This window comes from Haloarchaeobius sp. FL176 (assembly GCF_024609245.1).
Taxonomy (GTDB): Archaea; Halobacteriota; Halobacteria; order Halobacteriales; family Natrialbaceae; genus Haloarchaeobius.
Window position 1 is genome coordinate 1 of the sequence record NZ_JANJYH010000013.1, and the last position, 16,497, is coordinate 16,497.

20 protein-coding genes and 1 rRNA gene are annotated in these 16,497 nt (G+C 67.9%); 9 read left to right on the top strand and 12 right to left on the bottom strand.

Going from position 1 to position 16,497, the window contains the following annotated elements:
• From NO978_RS17245 to NO978_RS17255, 3 genes are all read right to left on the bottom strand, one after another.
• A 16S ribosomal RNA gene (locus tag NO978_RS17245) occupies nt 1-509 on the bottom strand; the annotation flags it as partial.
• 840 nt (nt 510-1,349) lie between these two features.
• A complete protein-coding gene (locus NO978_RS17250; RefSeq protein WP_257300803.1) occupies nt 1,350-2,294 on the bottom strand; it encodes an NAD-dependent epimerase/dehydratase family protein in 945 nt (314 codons plus the stop codon).
• Between the two features lie 68 nt (nt 2,295-2,362).
• Nucleotides 2,363-3,253 carry an SDR family NAD(P)-dependent oxidoreductase gene (locus NO978_RS17255; RefSeq protein WP_257300804.1) on the bottom strand — a complete coding sequence of 297 codons (891 nt, stop codon included), beginning with the start codon at nt 3,251-3,253 and terminating at the stop codon, nt 2,363-2,365.
• A gap of 272 nt (nt 3,254-3,525) precedes the next feature.
• On the opposite strand from NO978_RS17255, the gene NO978_RS17260 reads away from it, so the two are divergent.
• The 3 genes from NO978_RS17260 to NO978_RS17270 all read left to right on the top strand — a co-directional run bounded on the left by NO978_RS17260 (nt 3,526) and on the right by NO978_RS17270 (nt 5,973).
• Nucleotides 3,526-4,116, top strand: a complete 591-nt coding sequence (locus tag NO978_RS17260) for a tRNA (cytidine(56)-2'-O)-methyltransferase (RefSeq protein WP_257300805.1) — start codon at nt 3,526-3,528, stop codon at nt 4,114-4,116.
• Between the two features lie 137 nt (nt 4,117-4,253).
• Nucleotides 4,254-5,627: a hypothetical protein gene (locus tag NO978_RS17265; RefSeq protein WP_257300806.1), complete on the top strand. Its 1,374-nt coding sequence runs from the start codon at nt 4,254-4,256 to the stop codon at nt 5,625-5,627.
• A 58-nt stretch (nt 5,628-5,685) separates the two neighbouring features.
• Nucleotides 5,686-5,973 (top strand): cupin domain-containing protein, encoded by a 288-nt coding sequence (locus NO978_RS17270; RefSeq protein WP_257300807.1) that lies wholly within the window; start codon nt 5,686-5,688, stop codon nt 5,971-5,973.
• A 125-nt stretch (nt 5,974-6,098) separates the two neighbouring features.
• Here NO978_RS17270 and NO978_RS17275 read toward each other — a convergent pair whose 3' ends face one another.
• The 4 genes from NO978_RS17275 to NO978_RS17290 form a co-directional block, all read right to left on the bottom strand.
• A complete protein-coding gene (locus NO978_RS17275; protein ID WP_257300808.1) occupies nt 6,099-6,665 on the bottom strand; it encodes a hypothetical protein in 567 nt (188 codons plus the stop codon).
• Between the two features lie 195 nt (nt 6,666-6,860).
• Nucleotides 6,861-7,127 (bottom strand): hypothetical protein, encoded by a 267-nt coding sequence (locus NO978_RS17280; protein WP_257300809.1) that lies wholly within the window; start codon nt 7,125-7,127, stop codon nt 6,861-6,863.
• Nucleotides 7,128-7,144: 17 nt separating this feature from the next.
• Complete coding sequence (locus tag NO978_RS17285; protein WP_369684160.1) at nt 7,145-8,269, bottom strand: TIGR04053 family radical SAM/SPASM domain-containing protein; 1,125 nt, start codon at nt 8,267-8,269, stop codon at nt 7,145-7,147.
• A 2-nt stretch (nt 8,270-8,271) separates the two neighbouring features.
• A complete protein-coding gene (locus NO978_RS17290; protein ID WP_257300810.1) occupies nt 8,272-8,604 on the bottom strand; it encodes a CGCGG family rSAM-modified RiPP protein in 333 nt (110 codons plus the stop codon).
• 43 nt (nt 8,605-8,647) lie between these two features.
• Between NO978_RS17290 and NO978_RS17295 the strand changes: the two genes are divergently transcribed.
• The gene (locus NO978_RS17295; protein WP_369684161.1) at nt 8,648-8,977 is read left to right on the top strand and encodes a DUF2249 domain-containing protein; all 330 of its coding nucleotides are present in this window, start codon (nt 8,648-8,650) and stop codon (nt 8,975-8,977) included.
• Nucleotides 8,978-9,001: 24 nt separating this feature from the next.
• On the opposite strand, the gene NO978_RS17300 is transcribed toward NO978_RS17295, so the two are convergent.
• Entirely contained in the window at nt 9,002-9,235 is a 234-nt protein-coding gene (locus tag NO978_RS17300; RefSeq protein WP_257300811.1) for a DUF2249 domain-containing protein, read from the bottom strand.
• 76 nt (nt 9,236-9,311) lie between these two features.
• Nucleotides 9,312-10,235, bottom strand: coding sequence for a hypothetical protein (locus tag NO978_RS17305; RefSeq protein WP_257300812.1), 924 nt, complete (start codon nt 10,233-10,235; stop codon nt 9,312-9,314).
• On the opposite strand from NO978_RS17305, the gene NO978_RS17310 reads away from it, so the two are divergent.
• Both NO978_RS17310 and tenA read left to right on the top strand, forming a co-directional pair.
• On the top strand, nt 10,213-10,539 hold the full coding sequence (locus tag NO978_RS17310; RefSeq protein WP_257300813.1) for a hypothetical protein: 327 nt from the start codon (nt 10,213-10,215) through the stop codon (nt 10,537-10,539). The two genes, NO978_RS17305 and NO978_RS17310, sit on opposite strands and share 23 nt — an antisense overlap.
• Before the next feature lie 198 nt (nt 10,540-10,737).
• Complete coding sequence (gene tenA, locus NO978_RS17315; RefSeq protein WP_257300814.1) at nt 10,738-11,397, top strand: thiaminase II; 660 nt, start codon at nt 10,738-10,740, stop codon at nt 11,395-11,397.
• Between the two features lie 23 nt (nt 11,398-11,420).
• Here the strand turns inward: tenA and NO978_RS17320 are convergent, their stop codons facing one another.
• Both NO978_RS17320 and NO978_RS17325 read right to left on the bottom strand, forming a co-directional pair.
• On the bottom strand, nt 11,421-11,840 hold the full coding sequence (locus tag NO978_RS17320) for a CBS domain-containing protein (RefSeq protein ID WP_257300815.1): 420 nt from the start codon (nt 11,838-11,840) through the stop codon (nt 11,421-11,423).
• Between the two features lie 106 nt (nt 11,841-11,946).
• Complete coding sequence (locus NO978_RS17325) at nt 11,947-12,174, bottom strand: DUF2249 domain-containing protein (protein ID WP_257300816.1); 228 nt, start codon at nt 12,172-12,174, stop codon at nt 11,947-11,949.
• Nucleotides 12,175-12,288: 114 nt separating this feature from the next.
• Here NO978_RS17325 and NO978_RS17330 point away from each other — a divergent pair, with 114 nt between their 5' ends.
• On the top strand, nt 12,289-12,939 hold the full coding sequence (locus tag NO978_RS17330; protein WP_257300817.1) for a helix-turn-helix domain-containing protein: 651 nt from the start codon (nt 12,289-12,291) through the stop codon (nt 12,937-12,939).
• A gap of 6 nt (nt 12,940-12,945) precedes the next feature.
• Nucleotides 12,946-13,347, top strand: coding sequence for a helix-turn-helix domain-containing protein (locus NO978_RS17335; RefSeq protein WP_257300818.1), 402 nt, complete (start codon nt 12,946-12,948; stop codon nt 13,345-13,347).
• Nucleotides 13,348-13,376: 29 nt separating this feature from the next.
• Here the strand turns inward: NO978_RS17335 and NO978_RS17340 are convergent, their stop codons facing one another.
• Entirely contained in the window at nt 13,377-13,901 is a 525-nt protein-coding gene (locus NO978_RS17340; RefSeq protein ID WP_257300819.1) for a halocyanin domain-containing protein, read from the bottom strand.
• Between the two features lie 220 nt (nt 13,902-14,121).
• Between NO978_RS17340 and NO978_RS17345 the strand changes: the two genes are divergently transcribed.
• Nucleotides 14,122-16,416: a nitric-oxide reductase large subunit gene (locus NO978_RS17345; protein WP_257300820.1), complete on the top strand. Its 2,295-nt coding sequence runs from the start codon at nt 14,122-14,124 to the stop codon at nt 16,414-16,416.
• Nucleotides 16,417-16,497 lie beyond the last annotated feature (81 nt).

The window sequence follows — 16,497 nt, forward strand, 5'->3', positions numbered from 1 at the left end:
GGCCCAATAATATCGGTCATCACTCGAGCTGCCGGTGTTACCGCGGCGGCTGGCACCGGTCTTGCCCAGCTCTTGTTCCTGAACCACCCTAGGGTTCAGAAAAGCGAGGGCTCTATGCCCTCGCACTCGGGATTCCCTTATCGCACTGTCGTGCAGTGTAAAGTTTTCGCGCCTGCTGCGCCCCGTAGGGCCCGGAATCTTGTCTCAGATTCCGTCTCTAGGCTCTTGCTCTCACAACCTATACCGATTATTGGCACGGTGGGCCGTTACCCCACCGTCTACCTAATCGGCCGCAGCCACATCCTATGGCGCCGTAGCGTTTCTGACTCAACCCATTTCCAGGGAGAGAGTCGTATGGACTATTAGCCTCAGTTTCCCGAGGTTATGGTCCTCCATAGGGTAGTTTGGCCACGTGTTACTGAGCTATCTGCCACGGGTCTGAACCCGTGCGACTAGCATGGCTAAATCGAATCCCAATAGCAATGACCTCCGGCAGGATCAACCGGAATGTCCCGTGCAGAGCACGGGGGTGGCGGAAATTGCTGTCGTGGTATGTGTGGTCGACGACGTCCGACCGGATGTCGCCGAACCACCAAGGCTCGTATCAGATTCCATCGTGTACGGCGGACCGCAGGGGTGGAATCCTCATGGTTCGAGGCCACACCGGCTCCGGTGTGGCCCTGACGCCACCGGGGTGCGCCCGGTGCGTCCTTCGCATTAGTAACGAGTGGAGGGTAAATATAAAAGGCCTACGAATCGACCGCCGCCTGCTACGGGTTATCATCGCCTGCAGGCGGCGACTTCGTTGGATATATACGGCTACATACTCCGTTCCGGCTAACCACCCGCATCGGATAATCTCGTGGCCGCTCTCGCGAACCGCCGATGCCGGGCGCTCGGCGTCGAGACGCCCGTGAATCGACTTGCTCGACTGCTGGGGTTCGGGGCCGTACTCCGACTGTCTGGCCTGCCTGTCGTCGTACAGCAACCTGCAGGCTTCGGTCGCGTAGCCGTTGCCCTGCTGCTCAGAGGGGATATGGACGGCCTCGTCCGCCAGGACGGCGGGCCGCTAGACTTCTTCAGCGTGACCGTGCTGACGTACTCACCGTCGAGGCAGACCGTCAGGCCGTGGGTGTGGTCCCGGCGGAAGAGATCGAGTAACCCCTCGGTGTCGTGCCCGTCGAACGGTTCGGGTGGCCCACCGGAACGGACGCGGAACTCGGGGGCGTTGCGGGTCCACTGGAGGTGCTCGCTGTCTTCGAGCGTTCTGAGTTCGACGCGGTCGGCGCGGAGAAACGGTTCGCCGGGCATGCCCGGAGCATCAGCCGTCGAGGAGAGACAACCAGTAGTCAGTCCGCCTGCTCGGCGCGCAGTTCGCCGACGAGCTGGCGGGTCGCCTCGCGGACGCAGTCGTCGCTGGAGCGGGGCGGCTCCCAGCCGAGCGCGGAGAGCTTCTCGATGGAGAGGCGCATCTTCGGCACGTCGCCGGTCCAGCCGCGGTCGCCGCCGGTGAACTCGTAGTCGGGGTCGAGCCCCATCTCGTCGGCCACGATGTCCGCGATGGCCGTGACGGAGGTCGTGGTTCGCGTCCCGAGGTTGTAGATGTTGAACTCGGCGTCGGCGTGCTCGACGACGTGGCACATCGCGTCGACGCAGTCCTCGACGTGGAGGTAGGACTTCTCCTGACGACCGTCGCCGAGGATGGTCAGCGTCTCGGGGTCGTCGAGCAGTTTCTCGATGAAGTCGGGGACGACGTTGCCGCGCTGGTTCGGCCCGACGATGTTGGCGAACCGGTAGCACCAGATCTGCATGCCGTAGGAGTGCGCGTACGTCGACAGCAGGCCCTCGTCGGCGAGCTTCGAGGAGCCGTAGATGCTGATGGGTTCGAGCGGCGCGTAGTCCTCCGGCGTCGGCATCGGGGCTTCGCCGTAGACGGTGGAGGAGGAGGTGAAGGCCAGCTTGTCGACACCGACCTCGTCCATCCGTTCGAGGACGTTGTAGGTCATCTCGGTGTTCTCCTCGAACAGCCGGCGGTCGTCGTCGTAGTTCGTGTCCGTGTACGCCGCGAAGTGGAAGACGATATCCACGTCTTCGGTGATGACGTCGGCGACGTCGTCGGGGTCGGTCACGTCGCGCTGTCGGAACTCGACAGCCTGGGGGACACGTTCGCGCGAGCCCTTCGAGAGGTCGTCGACGGCGACGACGTGGTTGTCGTCACAGAGCTCGGCGGCGAGATGCGAGCCGACCAGTCCGGCCGCGCCCGTGATGACGACGTGCCTGTCGGTGAGGTCCATGTCCTCGGGTGTGCGAGGATTGGGGAAGTGTGTTCTGGTCTCCGGCAGGCGCCCGCGTGCACGGGGGGTTACTTGAGAAGGGTCTCGCTGAGCTCCCAGAGCGCCCGTGCCAGCTCGTCGTCCCGTGCCGCAGACGAGGGTGTCGTCGGCTCGCAGTCGCTGAAGTACGCGCCCGAGGCCTCGTACTCGCCGGCCGCGAGGAAGACGCTGGTCGCTGCGGCCGAGCGCGAGCTGTCGGCGACGCGTTCGAGGACGGGCCGTGGAAGGACGGAGAGCAGGCCGACGGCGGCCCGAACCCGCAGCGAGGCGTCGCGCCAGAGGCCACTGCCGGGGACGAGGCCCGGATGACAGCTGTTCGCGAGCAGGTCGGGCTCTCGGCGTGCGAGTTCGCGAGTGAACAGGACGTTCGCCAGCTTCGACCGGGCGTACGCCTGCAGCCCGTCGTAGTCGTCGACGGACGTGACTGCCTCGCGGGTGAGGTCGCTCGTGTCGGCCCGGGAGTGGACGGCGCTGGCGACCGTGACCACACGCGCGTCCTCGGCGAACGTGCCCGACTCCGAGAGCGCACGGGTCAGCGCGAACGGCGCGAGGTGGTTCACCCGGAACGTCAGTTCGACGCCGTCGCTGAGCGTTGGCTCGTCGACGTACGCGCCGGCGTTGTTCACGAGCACGTCGAGGCGGTCGGTGTGGTCACCGACGGCGGCAGCGAGATCGACGGGTGACTCGGGGTTCGCGAAGTCGGCCCCGAAGAACACCGAGTCCGCCCCGAGGTCGTCGAGGGCCGTCGCGACCGCACGCCCCGCCTCGCGGTCCCGTCCGTGGACGAACACTCTCGCGCCCAGGCGGGCGAGCGCGAGCGCCGTCTCCCGGCCGACGCCGCTGGTCGCGCCGGTCACGAGGACCGTTCGACCGGTGAGGTCGACGCCTTCGACGCCCGTGATGGCCGCAGGTCTGGTCATGCGCGTCGTTGGGCCGGCGGCGAGAAAAGCGTGACCGTGCCTGCGACGCCCTCTCCGTCGCCGCCGTGGTCCCGGGAGTAGTGGACTTCCCGTTCGGCCAGCCCGGCAGACGGTACTGCTCCGAGTGGACAGTCACCGCGGGACCTTTCTGGTTCGCACGTCATCGCCCGCAGACTCTTCACCGGGGCCCTCTTCGGAGTGTAAGCCGACTGGACTCTCCCTGACCTGCGGAAAGCGAAACCCCCTAACGAGCGACCGGCGTAGCCGGCTGTATGCAGGGAGAACCCGAAGTGGCCGTCCTCCGCCTGGCCCACCGGCCGGGCCGGGACGACCGGATGACGACCCACGTCGGCCTCACCGCCCGTGCGCTCGGCGCGGACCGCGTCGTCTACCCCGACAACGCTAGCCAGTCCCAGCAGACGGTCGCGGACATCACCGGCCGGTTCGGCGGTCCGTTCGAGGTCGAACTCACCGACTCGCCGGCCGCCACCGTCCGGCACTGGGACGGCGTCGTGGTGCACCTGACGATGTACGGCGAGCGCGTCCAGGACGTCGAAGGTGAGATCCGCGAGGCTCGCAGCGACGCGCCGCTGCTGGTCGTCGTCGGTTCGGAGAAGGTCCCCTTCGACGTGTACGAGCACGCGGACTACAACGTCGGGGTGACGAACCAGCCGCACTCCGAGGTCGCCGGCCTCGCAGTGTTCCTCGATAGACTGTTCGAGGGACGCGAACTCGACAGCGACTGGAGCGATGCCGACCGGCGCGTCGTCCCGATGGAGACCGGCAAGCGCGTCGTCCCCACGGACGATGACTCGACCACGGACGATGACTCGACGGCGTCGCCCGACGACGCGTCCGACTGAGAACCTTCCCGGCCGTCGTAAACGTCTTCGGCCGAAAGTACTCCATCGGACGGGCCCACGGTCGAACTGTCCGCCATGGGTGAGCCACCGCTGGCTCGATCTTCCTTCTCCTCGATGCCTGCTCACCGAACACGTTCGTGAAACGACCCACGGAGCGCGACGGCGTAGCGACCGACATGAGCACGATTCCGGGGGATATCGACACGGACAGTCAGCCACCGATGGCGGTTCCGCTCCGGCACTTCGTCGTCGGGTTCGGCTTCCTCGTCGTCGCGGCGGTCCTGCGGGTCGCCATCGCGGTCGACGCGATGGGCGTCGCGGACCCAGCTCCCGGTCTCGCCCCCCTCGCGCACGTCCACCTGCTGCTCGTCGGCTGGGTCTGTCTCACCATTGCCGGGGCAATGACGCAGTTCGTCCCGGTCTGGTCGGGGGTCGCCCTGCACTCCAGACGGCTCGCGGTCGTCCAGCTCTGGCTGCTCGCACTCGGCGTCACAGGGCTGGTCGCCGCGATGCTCGCCGGCCGCCTCGCACTCCTCCCGGTCGCCGGTGCCGTACTGGCGCTCGGCTTCTGGACGTTCGCTTACAACGTCGGTCGGACCCTGCTTGCGGCCCGTCCGCTCGACGTGACCGAGCGACACTTCCTGCTCGCGATCGGGTACTTCGTGCTCGTCACCGTCCTCGGTATCGTCCTGGCACTCGATTTTACCCGGGCGCTGCTCGGGGTCGAGACGGTCCCCAGGGCCCAGATGGTCGGGGCCCACGCCACGCTCGCAGTCTTCGGCGCGGTGCTGACCACGGTGTTCGGCGCGCTATATCAGCTCACGACGATGTTCACGCAGACCGAGCTGGACCGCCTCGACCGCGCGCTCGCCACCTTCGAGACGGTGGTCTTTCCGGTCGGTGTCCTCGCACTTGCGGCCGGGCGGCTCACCGCGAACACCTCGGTAGCCCGGGCCGGCGGTCTGCTCGTCGTCGCCAGCGTCGCCACGGTCGGCGTCGTCCTCGCCCGGCGACTCCACGCCGCACGCGTGCCCCGCACACCGATGCTCTCCCGGTACGCCGTCGCCGCGGTCGGGATGGCCGGCTGGGCCGTCGCGACGCTTCCGCGGTGGCTCCGGAGCCCGCTCGCCTTCGACGCACGGTTCGGCGCGAGCCTCGAGTCCCTCGCACTGTTCGTCGTCGGCTTCGTCGTACTCGGGACGCTGTACCACGTCGTCCCGTTCGTCGTCTGGGTCCACCGCTACGCCGACCGGCTCGGCTACGAGCCGGTCCCGATGATCGACGACCTGTACGAGGACCGGATTGCGACGGTCGACCTCGTCGCGACTGCCGCCGGGGCCGCCTGCCTCGTCGCCGCGGACTGGCCGCTAGCCCCCGCGTGGCTCGACCTCGCAGGGAGCGGCCTGTTCCTTCTGGGTGTCCTGCTCTGCAGCGCGAACCTGCTTCAGGTCGTCCGTGTCCACGGCGACGGCGTCGTCCCGACGCTCGTCGGCACCACTCCGGGCGACTGAGCTGGGCGAACATGTACGGGCGAAGCGGGATTGGTCCGGGGCAAGAACGTCGAGGCGCATGACCGACGTCGTCTCCATCCCCGAACTGACCGACGCCCCACACGCGACCGTCTTCCAGACAGAGCCGAAGGTCGTCCGTCTCGCGCTCGAGGCCGATCAGCGGCTCCCCGCACATCGGCACCCCGACGAGGTCGTGCTCTTCCACGTCATCGACGGCGCGGTCGACCTCTCACTGGGCGACGAGGTACTCGAGCTCGGAGCCGGCGACCTCGCCCGGTTCGACGGCGACGTGGACATCTCTCCGCACGCGCGAGAGGCAAGCACCGTCCTCGTCACGTTCGTCTGACCGGGGCGGCCCACGGTTTTTATCTCATCCCGCAGCCAGGCTCGGCGTGACCTGAGATCGGTCCGACGGCGGGCAGCGGGTGTGCACCACGTCGCCGTCGGCAGCGAGAGTGATGCCTGTTCGCCTCAGAACGGAGTGTCAGACGACCGGTCGGCGCCGCGGTCCGGTGACGGCCCCCCGCCGACCGTCGACGGCTCCGGAATCGCTCCGGTCTCCTCGAACGATGCCTCCAGTTCGACCACCGCGTCGTTGATGACGCCGCTCTCGTTGTGCATCGGCGCCACCCGGACCCGCACGAGGTCGAACGTGTGCTGGTCTGCCAGCCCGTTCCACGCGCGGAACGAGGCGACGACGAGCGAGTTGCTCTGCGGGCAGAACGGCGTCGTGGGCGTGAACTCCGCCCGGAGAACCCGCCGACTGGCTCCCGATTCGACCGCGTAGCGGTAGCCGGCATCGGGGTGCCGCTGGTCGCGGTTCAGCCGCGCGAGGTTGTAGCCGAACGTCGCGTCGTAGACGCCACGCTCCTCGAACAGCGTCGCGGCCGTCCCGTGGACGGCACAGTGCTCGCTCCCCGTCAGCAGGTCATGGTCGGTCAGGAACGGTCCCGGCTCGGGGAGGTGTTCGGGGACGAACGTCCCGGCGTCGTCGAAGGATGCGTCGCCCCCACCGAACGGCGATGTGAAACTCTGCATAGCTGTCCCTTTGGTCTCCCGCCTCCAGCCACTGTCCCCGATTATGTTCGCCCGGTCACCTCGCTCCGGCGAATCGCCGAAAGAGCGAGGATGGGTCTCACAGGCCAGTGGCATGTCCGAACAGCGACCGCGTTTGACGCTGGGCGTCCGTGGACGTGGCCCGGCCAGTCGGCGGATCGACGACGAGCGACACGTTTACTCGGAGAACAGGACCGTCACCACCGTCGGGTCGAGGTCTTCGTCGGTCTCACCACACGTCCGTCCGCGCGCGACCGCGACAGGACAGTCGACCAGTCGCCGCCGGAGGCGTGCCGCCAGCCGCGCCACCGCCTGCTGTCGTTCCACGGTCAGGTCACCGTTGGCGGCCAGCTGCGAGCACGCCTTCTCGACAGCTTCGCGCTGGACGTGTCTGGCGCGCTGTTCGGCATCTGTCGGGTTCTCCGGAGCGTCCTCGTGGTCCATTCTGGGCCGTGTCGTCGTCATCCGCGAGTCGGCTCCGGCATCGGTCCGTCGTATTCGTCGGGCACGTACGGACAGAGTGGGTCGCTCTCCAGGGGGTCGCCCGTGTGGGCGTACGCTCGGGAGCGACTGCCGCCACAGACGGCCCGGAACTCGCACGCGCTACACTTCCCGCGGAGCGCGTCGGCGTTCCGGAGTCGTTCGAAGAGCGGCGCGTTCCGGTAGATGTCGACGATGCGCTCGTCACGGACGTTGCCCGCCGGCTCGGACAGGAACCCGGAGGGATACACCTCGCCGACGTGACTGACGAACGCGAAGCCGTCGCCGGCAGTGATGCCGGTCCGGCGGCCGATACCGGCGGGTGGGCCGCCACCGCCGGGCGGCGAGCGGTCGCTGCCACCACCCGAGCGGCCACCAGTGCCGTCGCCCTGTTGCCGCTGGAGTCCGACCCGGCGGTACTGGGGTGCCTCGGTGGTCTTGACGCCGAAGTCGGCCTCCTCGCGCACGTCGTGGAGCCAGCCCATCACGCGGTCCGCCCGCTCGGGAGAGACGGGGTCGAGGAGCTGGCCACGCCCGACGGGGACGAGGAAGAACACCGACCAGAGGACGGCTCCGAGTTCGTCGACCAGGTCACGGACGGCCGGGAGCTCCTCCACGGTGTCGGCACAGACCGTGGTGTTCACCTGAAGCGGAAGGCCGGCCTCGCGGGCCTGCCGCGCCGCGCGGACCGTCGACTCGAAGCTTCCCGACTCGCCACGGAACGCGTCGTGAGCATCGGCCGAACCGCCGTCGATGCTCAGTGCGAGCCGTCGGAGCCCGGCGTCCGCGAGGTCGTGGAGTCGGTCGTGGGTGAGCGAGCTGGTGCCACTGGGAGTCATCGTCATCCGGAGACCCCGCTCGGTCCCGTAGTCGACGAGGTCGACCGCATCGTCGCGGGCGAGGGGGTCACCGCCTGAGAGCACGACGATCTGTCCGTCGGCGAACTCGCGGGCTTCGTCGAGGAGCCGTCTCCCCTCGGCCGTCGTCAGCTCGTCCGGATGCCGACGGGGCTGTGCGTCGGCGCGGCAGTGCTCACAGGCCAGCTCGCACGCCTGGGTCAGCTCCCAGACGAGCACGAAGGGCCGTTCGTCCGTGTCGACGTGCATGGTCAGCGGTCGTCAGAGGGCGTCCAGTCGTCCTCCAGGTGGACTCGGGTGACGTGGCCCCCGCAGCCGCACTGCTCGACGTACTCCCAGCTGGCGGCGTCGCCGACCGCCTCCGCGAGGGCGTCGAACAGGTAGGACTCCGGGTGGCCGCAGTCGCCGTGAGTGACGAGATTGACGTGGAATCCCGGGCGAGTCTGCCCGACGGCGGTCAGGGCGTCGTCGACGACCGATTCCGGGCTGTCGGCGTACTCGGGCTTCTCCAGGTTGACTGACCAGGAGCCGTCGTGTACTTGGCCGTCCGCAGGTTCCGTATCGTCGTGCGAGATGCTTGCCATACCAAAAGGTAGGGCCGGGACTGCCGAAACAGGTCCCCCGAACATGTTCGCAGACCCCCTGTCCCCGAACGTGTTCGGGGACATGTCCCAGTGTGGCCCGGCCGAACTCCCGGGTATGGACGCCGAGAGACTCCGTGCGGCGACGGCCGCACCGGCGGATAGACCGTGTGAACTGCTCGACGCGCGCGAGCTCCCGCCGCCGGAGCCGCTCCAGCGGACGCTCGAGTGGACCGCCGACGCGAACGGCGCAGTGCTCGTACAGGTGAACGACCGCGCACCGCAGCATCTCTACCCACGGCTGACCGAACGGGGCTTCGAGTACGACACCGCGGAGACCGACGACGGTGTCGTCACCGCCGTCTGGGAGGAGTGAACCGGCAGTCCGACTGCCTGGTCGCTACTTCTTCGGGAGGGTCGCGATGAACTCGTCGTCGGCGACGCGGTCGACGGTGTAGGCGTCGGCGTCGAACGACTCGACCTCGGCCTGGAACTCGTAGAACAACGGCTTCGGGTCGTGGTCGTTGACGAGCGTCAGTGCCTCGCCCGGTTCGAGGTCGTCGAAGGCGTCGTGTATCTTGGGGTGTCGCTGCTGTGGTGGCAGGTCGCGGACGTCGATCTGGTTCTCGGGCATCAGGTGGCGGTAGCGCCGGTGCGGGCGTGGGCCTTGGCCCGAACACGTTCGCGCGGGGACGGCTCTCCAGCCGCGGTCACTCCACGCGCACGCGGACGGTGTAGTCCAGCGTCCCGCCCTCCCCCTCGTTCGGACCCCTGACCCCGACGTTGTCGTCGAGCACGTACTCGCCGGACTCGATGTCCGGTGAGACCTGGAAGGTTCGGGAGACAGCGCCGCCAGCTTCGACCTCCGTCGCCAGCCCGATGCTGTTGACGGCCGTGACGGACCGCCCCTCGGTGTGGAGGTGGCCGCTCTCCTCGTAGGCGTCCGTCCAGAGGAGCGACCGTCGGTCCCCGTCCGCGGCGCTGAGGGAGAGCACGCCGAACGGCGCGGGCGCGCCACTCGTGACCGAGACGGCCGCGTCCGCATCGTTCCGAAGGGAGAGTCGGAGCCTCGGCCCGCCCTCCCCATCGCTGGCGGTCGCGTTCAGGGTGACGGGCAGCGGCTCTCGGGTCTCGATGTACGTCGTGTAGAAGCGCCCGTCGAGGTAGACGTAGTCGTGTTCGTCGAGCCCGGCGAGCAGTCCCTCGGGCGGGTCGTCGAGCGAGTAGAGGCCCGAGCCCTCGCCCGCCGCTTGAAGCACCTCGCGGACGTCGGCCGGGGCGTCTTCGGCGTGCCACACGGACCCGTCGGCGAGTTCGGCGGGCGAGACCGACCTCACAGTGACGGTGTACGGTGGTGCTGCGTCGCCCGTCGCGAGGGTGAGTCGGACGGTCTCGCCGCGGTAGTCGACGGCGTCGTACTCGTCGAGGAACGAGTCGAGGCTCGGCCAGATGTACGCCGTCTCGAACCCCTCGCGGCGCGCGACGCGAACGAGGCCCGAGAAGACGACGCCGTCGTGGGTGACTGCGGCCTCGTACTCCTCGTAGCTGGCGACGGAGTCGACCTGACTCCTGTCGACTCGCTCGGCCGTGATCTCCGGCTGTCGGCAGGGTGTGTTCGAGCTCGTAGTAGCCACCGTCGCGGCTGACGTACCGGGTGTTCGCGACGAGCTGCTGGAGCCAGGTGGGCCGTTCGTCGGTCTCGTAGCCGCCGTCGATGGCCCGTTCGACGACGGTCCGCTCGGGATCGTCGAACTCCGAGACGGCCGTCGGCTGGATACCGGCCCCGGTGCCGAGGTCGTTCAGCCGGAGGACGTACTGGCCGGTGCTGACGGACTGGACCGTGAGGCTCGTCGCATCGGGTGTGGCGTCTGTATCAGCTGGTCCGTCCGTCGCGGTCGGCGCGGCTGTCCGGCCGGGTGTCTCCGTCGCGTCGTCTGAGGAAAACGAGTCGGTACAGCCAGCGAGGAGGCCGCCGAGTGCGGTCGTCGGGAGGAGCTTCAGGACGTCTCGACGCTGCATGGGTCGTCGTTGAACGGGCCGGACGAAAAGCCTCCGCCAAGGTAAAACGACGGTTACAGCGTCAACAACTCAGTTGTATTCATAACTTATATATTCCTCTTGTCCGCTTACAGTGTCATGGCATTCAGCGACGAGCTGCTCGAGGCGGGCGACCACATCTGGGCCGCGCAGCACGAGCATCCGTTCGTGACCGAACTCGCAGACGGGACGCTCGACGAGGCGGCGTTCCGCCACTGGGTCGAGCAGGACTACCGGTACCTCCTCGATTACGCGCGGACCTTCGCCATCGCAGGGACGAAGGCTCGCGACGAGGCGACGATGGCGCACCTGCTGGGTGTCGCACACACGGTACTCGACTACGAGATGGACCTCCACCGCGAGTTCGCCCAGGAGTACGACCTCACCCCCGGCGACCTCGAAGCAGTCCGGAAGGCCCCGACCTGCGTCGCGTACACGAACTACCTCGTCAGGACGGCACACGAGGGCTCCATTGCCGAGATAGCCGCGGCCATCTACCCCTGTGGGCAGGGCTACCTCGACGTCGCCCGCCACATGGCCGACCGGATGGACGGGGAGCACCGCTACACCCCGTTCGTCGAGAAGTACACCAGCGACGAGTTCGCCGAGGCGGTCGGCTGGATGCGCGAGTTCGTCGACCGCTGTGGCGAGCGCTACCCCGGTGAGCACGACGCGATGCGCGAGGCGTTCCTCACGAGTGCCCGACTCGAGCACGCCTTCTGGGAGATGGCCTACACCCAGGAGAGCTGGGCGGTCTGAGGACCGGGGACTGCGACCGGCAGTCAGTACTCCGGCCGCTGAGCACGGACGAGGTCGGCGAGGTGCTGTTGCTCGTCGGCGAGGAGCTCGGTCAGGTCGTCGGCGGTGATGATCCCCTCCAGGGACTCCCCTTCACAGACCGGGAGCCGTCGGACCCCGTTTTCGGCCATCGTGGTGGCCGCCTCGTAGAACCCGACCCCGCGTTGGACTGTACAGAGTTCCTCGGACATCACGTCCGTCGCAGTCAGCTCGGTCGGGTCGTGCGCCGCGGCGAGGACCCGTACGGTCAGGTCACGGTCGGTGACGAGGCCGACGGGTGTATCGTCTCGCGTGACGACGATGCTCCCGACCGATTCCTCGTCCATCGTCGCCGCGAGAGTTTCGACCGGTGTACCCGGTGTGGCGGTCACGACGTCGCTTCTGGCGAGGTCTTCGATTGGCATCGTTGTTCTCCTCAAGTCTCAACTACGCGGAGTTCATCATAAAGAATTGTTATGGTTCTCGGTTCGGGGGAACGTCGCCGGAGAATCACTCGGAAGCGACCGACCGTCAGACAGACTCGATGGCGACGTGCCACTCGTCGGCTGCGACCTGTTCCGTCTCGTACTCGAAGCCGCGGCGTTCGAGGACGTCGTACAGCGGGACCGGCTCGAAGGCGTTCACGAGAAGCAGTCGCTCGCTGGCCGACAGCGCGTCGAGCGCGTCGTCGATGTGGTCGAACGGTTTGCCGTCGGCGTCTCGGACGTCGAGTACCTGGGTAGCCTGTTCGGTGTGCATACTGGGCGTTCGCGCCCCCGATGGGTGGGCGTTCTCCCGAACGCGTTCGGGGGTGTACGAACATGTTCGGGAACACTGATTGGGGCGCATCCCTACTACGTCGAGATAAGAACAATGCCACGCGCAGAACTCACCCTCACCGTGCCGGAGGGGGTCTGGATCGGCGACATTTCGCGGGACCACCCCGAGGCCCGCTTCCGGATCCTCGCGGCCCTCACCGACGACGACGCTGGGGTCGGGCTGGCGGAGGTCATCGCGACCGACCTCCCACCAGTTATTACGGCCATCGACGCCGACGAGACGGTCACCGAACTCGAGATACTCCAGACCGACGACGGGAAGGCGCTGGTCCAGTTCGAGACCACGACACCGTTCCTCTTGCTCCCGGTGCAGGGGTCCGGCGTCCCGCTGGAGCTGCCGTTCACCCTGGAGAACGGGAGAGCGGAGTGGGAGATAACCGCACCACAGCACCGTCTCTCCGCGCTCGCCGAGCAGCTCGACACGTTCGGCATTCCCTACACCGTCAACCAGGTGAGCCAGCGGGTCGAGCCAGAGCGCCTGCTCACCGACAGCCAGCTCCGGCTACTGCTCGCGGCGGTCGACCGCGGGTACTACGACACCCCGCGTGACTGCTCGCTCACCGAACTCGCCGACGAGCGGGGGATGGCGAAGTCGACTGCCTCGGAGACGCTGCACAGGGCGGAGGAAGCCGTCGTCAAGCGATTCGTCGAGGACGCGAACGAGGACGTACTACTCGAGCACTGATAGACCATGAGCAAGGACAGTCTCGCTGTCGATAGCGACAGCCACGGACAGCCAGACCCCCGCGACGTCGTCGGCGCGCTCGCGGACGACGACTGCCGAGCGATCGTCGAGTTCCTCGACGAGCCGGCGACGGCCGGCGAGGTTGCCGACGGAGCCGGGGTTCCGCTCTCGACGACCTACCGGAAGCTCGACCGGCTGGCCGATGCCGGGCTGGTGACCGAGCGGACGGACGCGCTCCGCCGCGGCCAGCCGACGACGCGGTACCGCCGCGCCTTCGACGCGGTCCGGGTTGAGGCCGCTGACGGCGGGTCGCTCGACGCCGTCGTGGAGCAGCGGTCGACGACGGCGGACGAGCGGCTCGAGGACCTCTGGACCGAACTCCGGATGGAGACCAGCGGCGGAACGTAGCGCGGGAAGCCGTTGGCCGGTATCGTCCGTTACTCGACGACGACTGCGCCCTTCATTCCCGTCCGCTTGTGCGGCGAGCAGGCGTACTTGAACGTCCCCGCCGAGTCGAAGGCGTGTTCGAACGTGTGCCCCGGGCTCCCGACGAGGTCGCTCTCGAAGCTGCCGTCCTCGGCGACGACGTTGTGGGTGCCGCCGTCGCCGGTCCACTCCCAGACGACCGTCGTCCCGCTGTCGACGCGAATGGCCGGCGGGGCGAACGCGAACGCGCCGCCGTTCCCCTGCGCGCCGACGGTCACCGTCACCTCTGACTCGCCGGTGTGGTCGGCGACCCCGTCGAAGTTGCCGACGTTGTCGAACCAGCTGCCGAAGTCGGTCCCACCGTCACCGCCGCTGGAATCGTCGTCGCCACCGCCATCGTCGCCGCCATTTCCGTCGCCGCCGTCGTCGGTCGAGCCATCGCTCCCGCCGAGGCAGCCGGCGACGGCCGACAGGGCGGTCGCGGCCGCGGTCGTTTTCACGAACGTCCGCCGGTCGAGTCTCGTATCGCGTGACATCACAGGCGGAGGTTGCGTACTCACCGGTATAGACGTCGCTCAGATTCCAGGGGGGCAGGAAGGCCTCCGAACACGTTCGCCCGCACAACGGCACGACAGTCGCCCGACGTGAACGGGGTCGTACCCCCCGCGTCACGGCGACGAACGTGTTCGGGCGGCCTCCCGCGGCGATGGAACGAGATTACCGTTACAAGTTGGAGACGGCTCCACTCCCACCTGTATGGAAGTGAACCGAGGCACCCTCGCGAAACTGCTCGCGATCGTGTTCGTGTTCAACCTCCTGGTGATGGGGGCCGGTGCGCTCTACTCCTACGAGCACACCCCGCCCATCCCGAAGGAGGTCACCGGACCCGACGGCGGGACGGTCGCGACCGACGCGCAGGTGCGCGAGGGGAAGACGGTGATGCAGCAGAACGGCCTGATGAACCACGGCTCGATCCTCGGCAACGGCGCGTACTACGGCGTCGACTACACCGCCGACGCGCTCCAGTTGAAGACGCAGCTCATGCGCGAGTACTACGCCGACGAGCGGTACGGGCGGGCGTACGACGCGCTCCCCGCCGAGGACCAGGCAGCGGTCGACAGTCTCGTCAAGTCGGACCTGGCCGACGGGACCGTCGAGGCCCGCGTCCAGTACTCCAGCGCCGAGCTGTACGCCCACCAGCAGGTGCGCGAGGAGTACGTCGAGCGGTACCACGAGGGCGCACGCGAGCGCGGCGTCCCCGCGGACACGATCGACTCCGCCGAGGAGGCCCGTCGCTTCGCGGACTTCGCGCTCTGGACGGCGTGGATATCACACACCGACCGCCCGGGCGGTGACGCCTCGTTCACCAACGAGTGGCCGTACGCTCCCGGTGCCGGCAACGTTCCGACCGGTGGGGCGATGATCTGGAGCAGCATCAGCCTCGTGCTCCTCGTCGGCGGGGCCGGCGTCGGCGTCTGGCTCTACAAGTCCGTCGAGCTCCCGGAGCCGAAGGTCGGCGCGGTCGAGATACCCGACCCGTCCGAGGTCGACCTGTACCCGAGCCAGCGCGCAGCGTCACGGTTCATCCCGGTCGCGGCCGGGCTGTTCCTCGTACAGACGTTGCTCGGCGGCCTGCTCGCGCACTACTACGTCGAGCGCGACGGCTTCTTCGGACTCGGGGAGCTGCTCGGGGTGGACATCCTCGCGCTGTTCCCGTTCTCCATGGCGAAGACGTTCCACCTCGACCTCGCCATCCTCTGGATCGCCACGCTCTGGCTCGGGGCCGGGCTGTTCCTCCCGGCACTGCTGACCGGGCACGAGCCCGACCGCCAGAAGACGTACATCCACGTGCTGCTCGGCGCGCTCGTCGTCGCCGCGGTCGGCGGCCTCGGTGGCGTCTGGCTCGGCGCGCAGGGCTACATCGACGGCGGGCTCTGGTGGATCCTCGGCAACGAGGGCCTGGAGTACCTCGAGGTCGGTCGGCTCTGGCAGTTCGGCCTGCTTGCCGGCTTCGTCCTCTGGACCGCGCTCGTGGCCCGCGGCTTCAAACCGATGCTCGACCGCGAGCCCCGGTACGGCCTCGCGCACATGATAGTCTACGCGGGCGGCTCCATCGGCCTGCTGTTCGTCTCCGGAATGCTGTACACCCCGCAGACGAACATCGTGATGACCGAGTTCTGGCGCTGGTGGGTCGTCCACATGTGGGTCGAGGGCGCGTTCGAGTTCTTCATCGTCGCCGTCGTCTCCCTCACGCTGGTGTCGATGGGCCTGCTGCGGAAACGCTCGGCAGAGAAGGCGGTCGTCTTCGAGGCGCTGTTCGTGATGGGCACCGGCGTCATCGGCGTCTCCCACCACTACTGGTGGGTCGGTCAGCCCGACGTCTGGGTGCCCCTCGGGACGGTGTTCTCCACGCTCGAGCTCATCCCGCTGGTGCTCATCCTGTTCGAGGCCATCAACGAGTACCGCGCACTCGCGACCGCCGGGGAGGACTTCCCCTACACGCTGCCGTTCATGTTCATCGTCGCCAGCGGTCTCTGGAACTTCGTCGGGGCCGGCGTGCTCGGCTTCTTCATCAACCTCCCGCTCATCAACTACTACGAGCACGGCACCTACCTCACCGTCGGCCACGCCCACGCCGCGATGTTCGGCGCGTTCGGCTTCCTCGCGCTGGGCATGGCGACGTACATGCTCCGGCTCTCGACCGCGCCCGGCGAGTGGGTCGAGAAGCGCCTCCGCTGGGCCTTCTGGATGTGGAACGTCGGGCTGGCGGTGATGGTGTTCGTCTCCGTCCTGCCCGTCGGCTTCCTCCAGCTCGACGCCGCGTTCACCGAGAGCTACGCGTACGCGCGCAGTCTGGAGTTCTACAACAGCGAGACGGTCCAGCTGCTGTTCTGGGCCCGGATGCCGGGTGACACGCTCATCATCCTCGGGACCGCGCTGTTCGCCTACGACGTCCTCGTGAAGCGGTTCTCGTTGCGGGACGTCTCGATCAGCGACGAGGACCGGCCCTCCTCCATCCCGAACAGGCTGCGCGCCGAGGACGACGACTGACCACTCTCCTCCGTTTAAGTACCCCGTCCGAACACCTTCGCGCCGGTTTCACCCGGGCGAGAACCGCGATACCGGTTGATA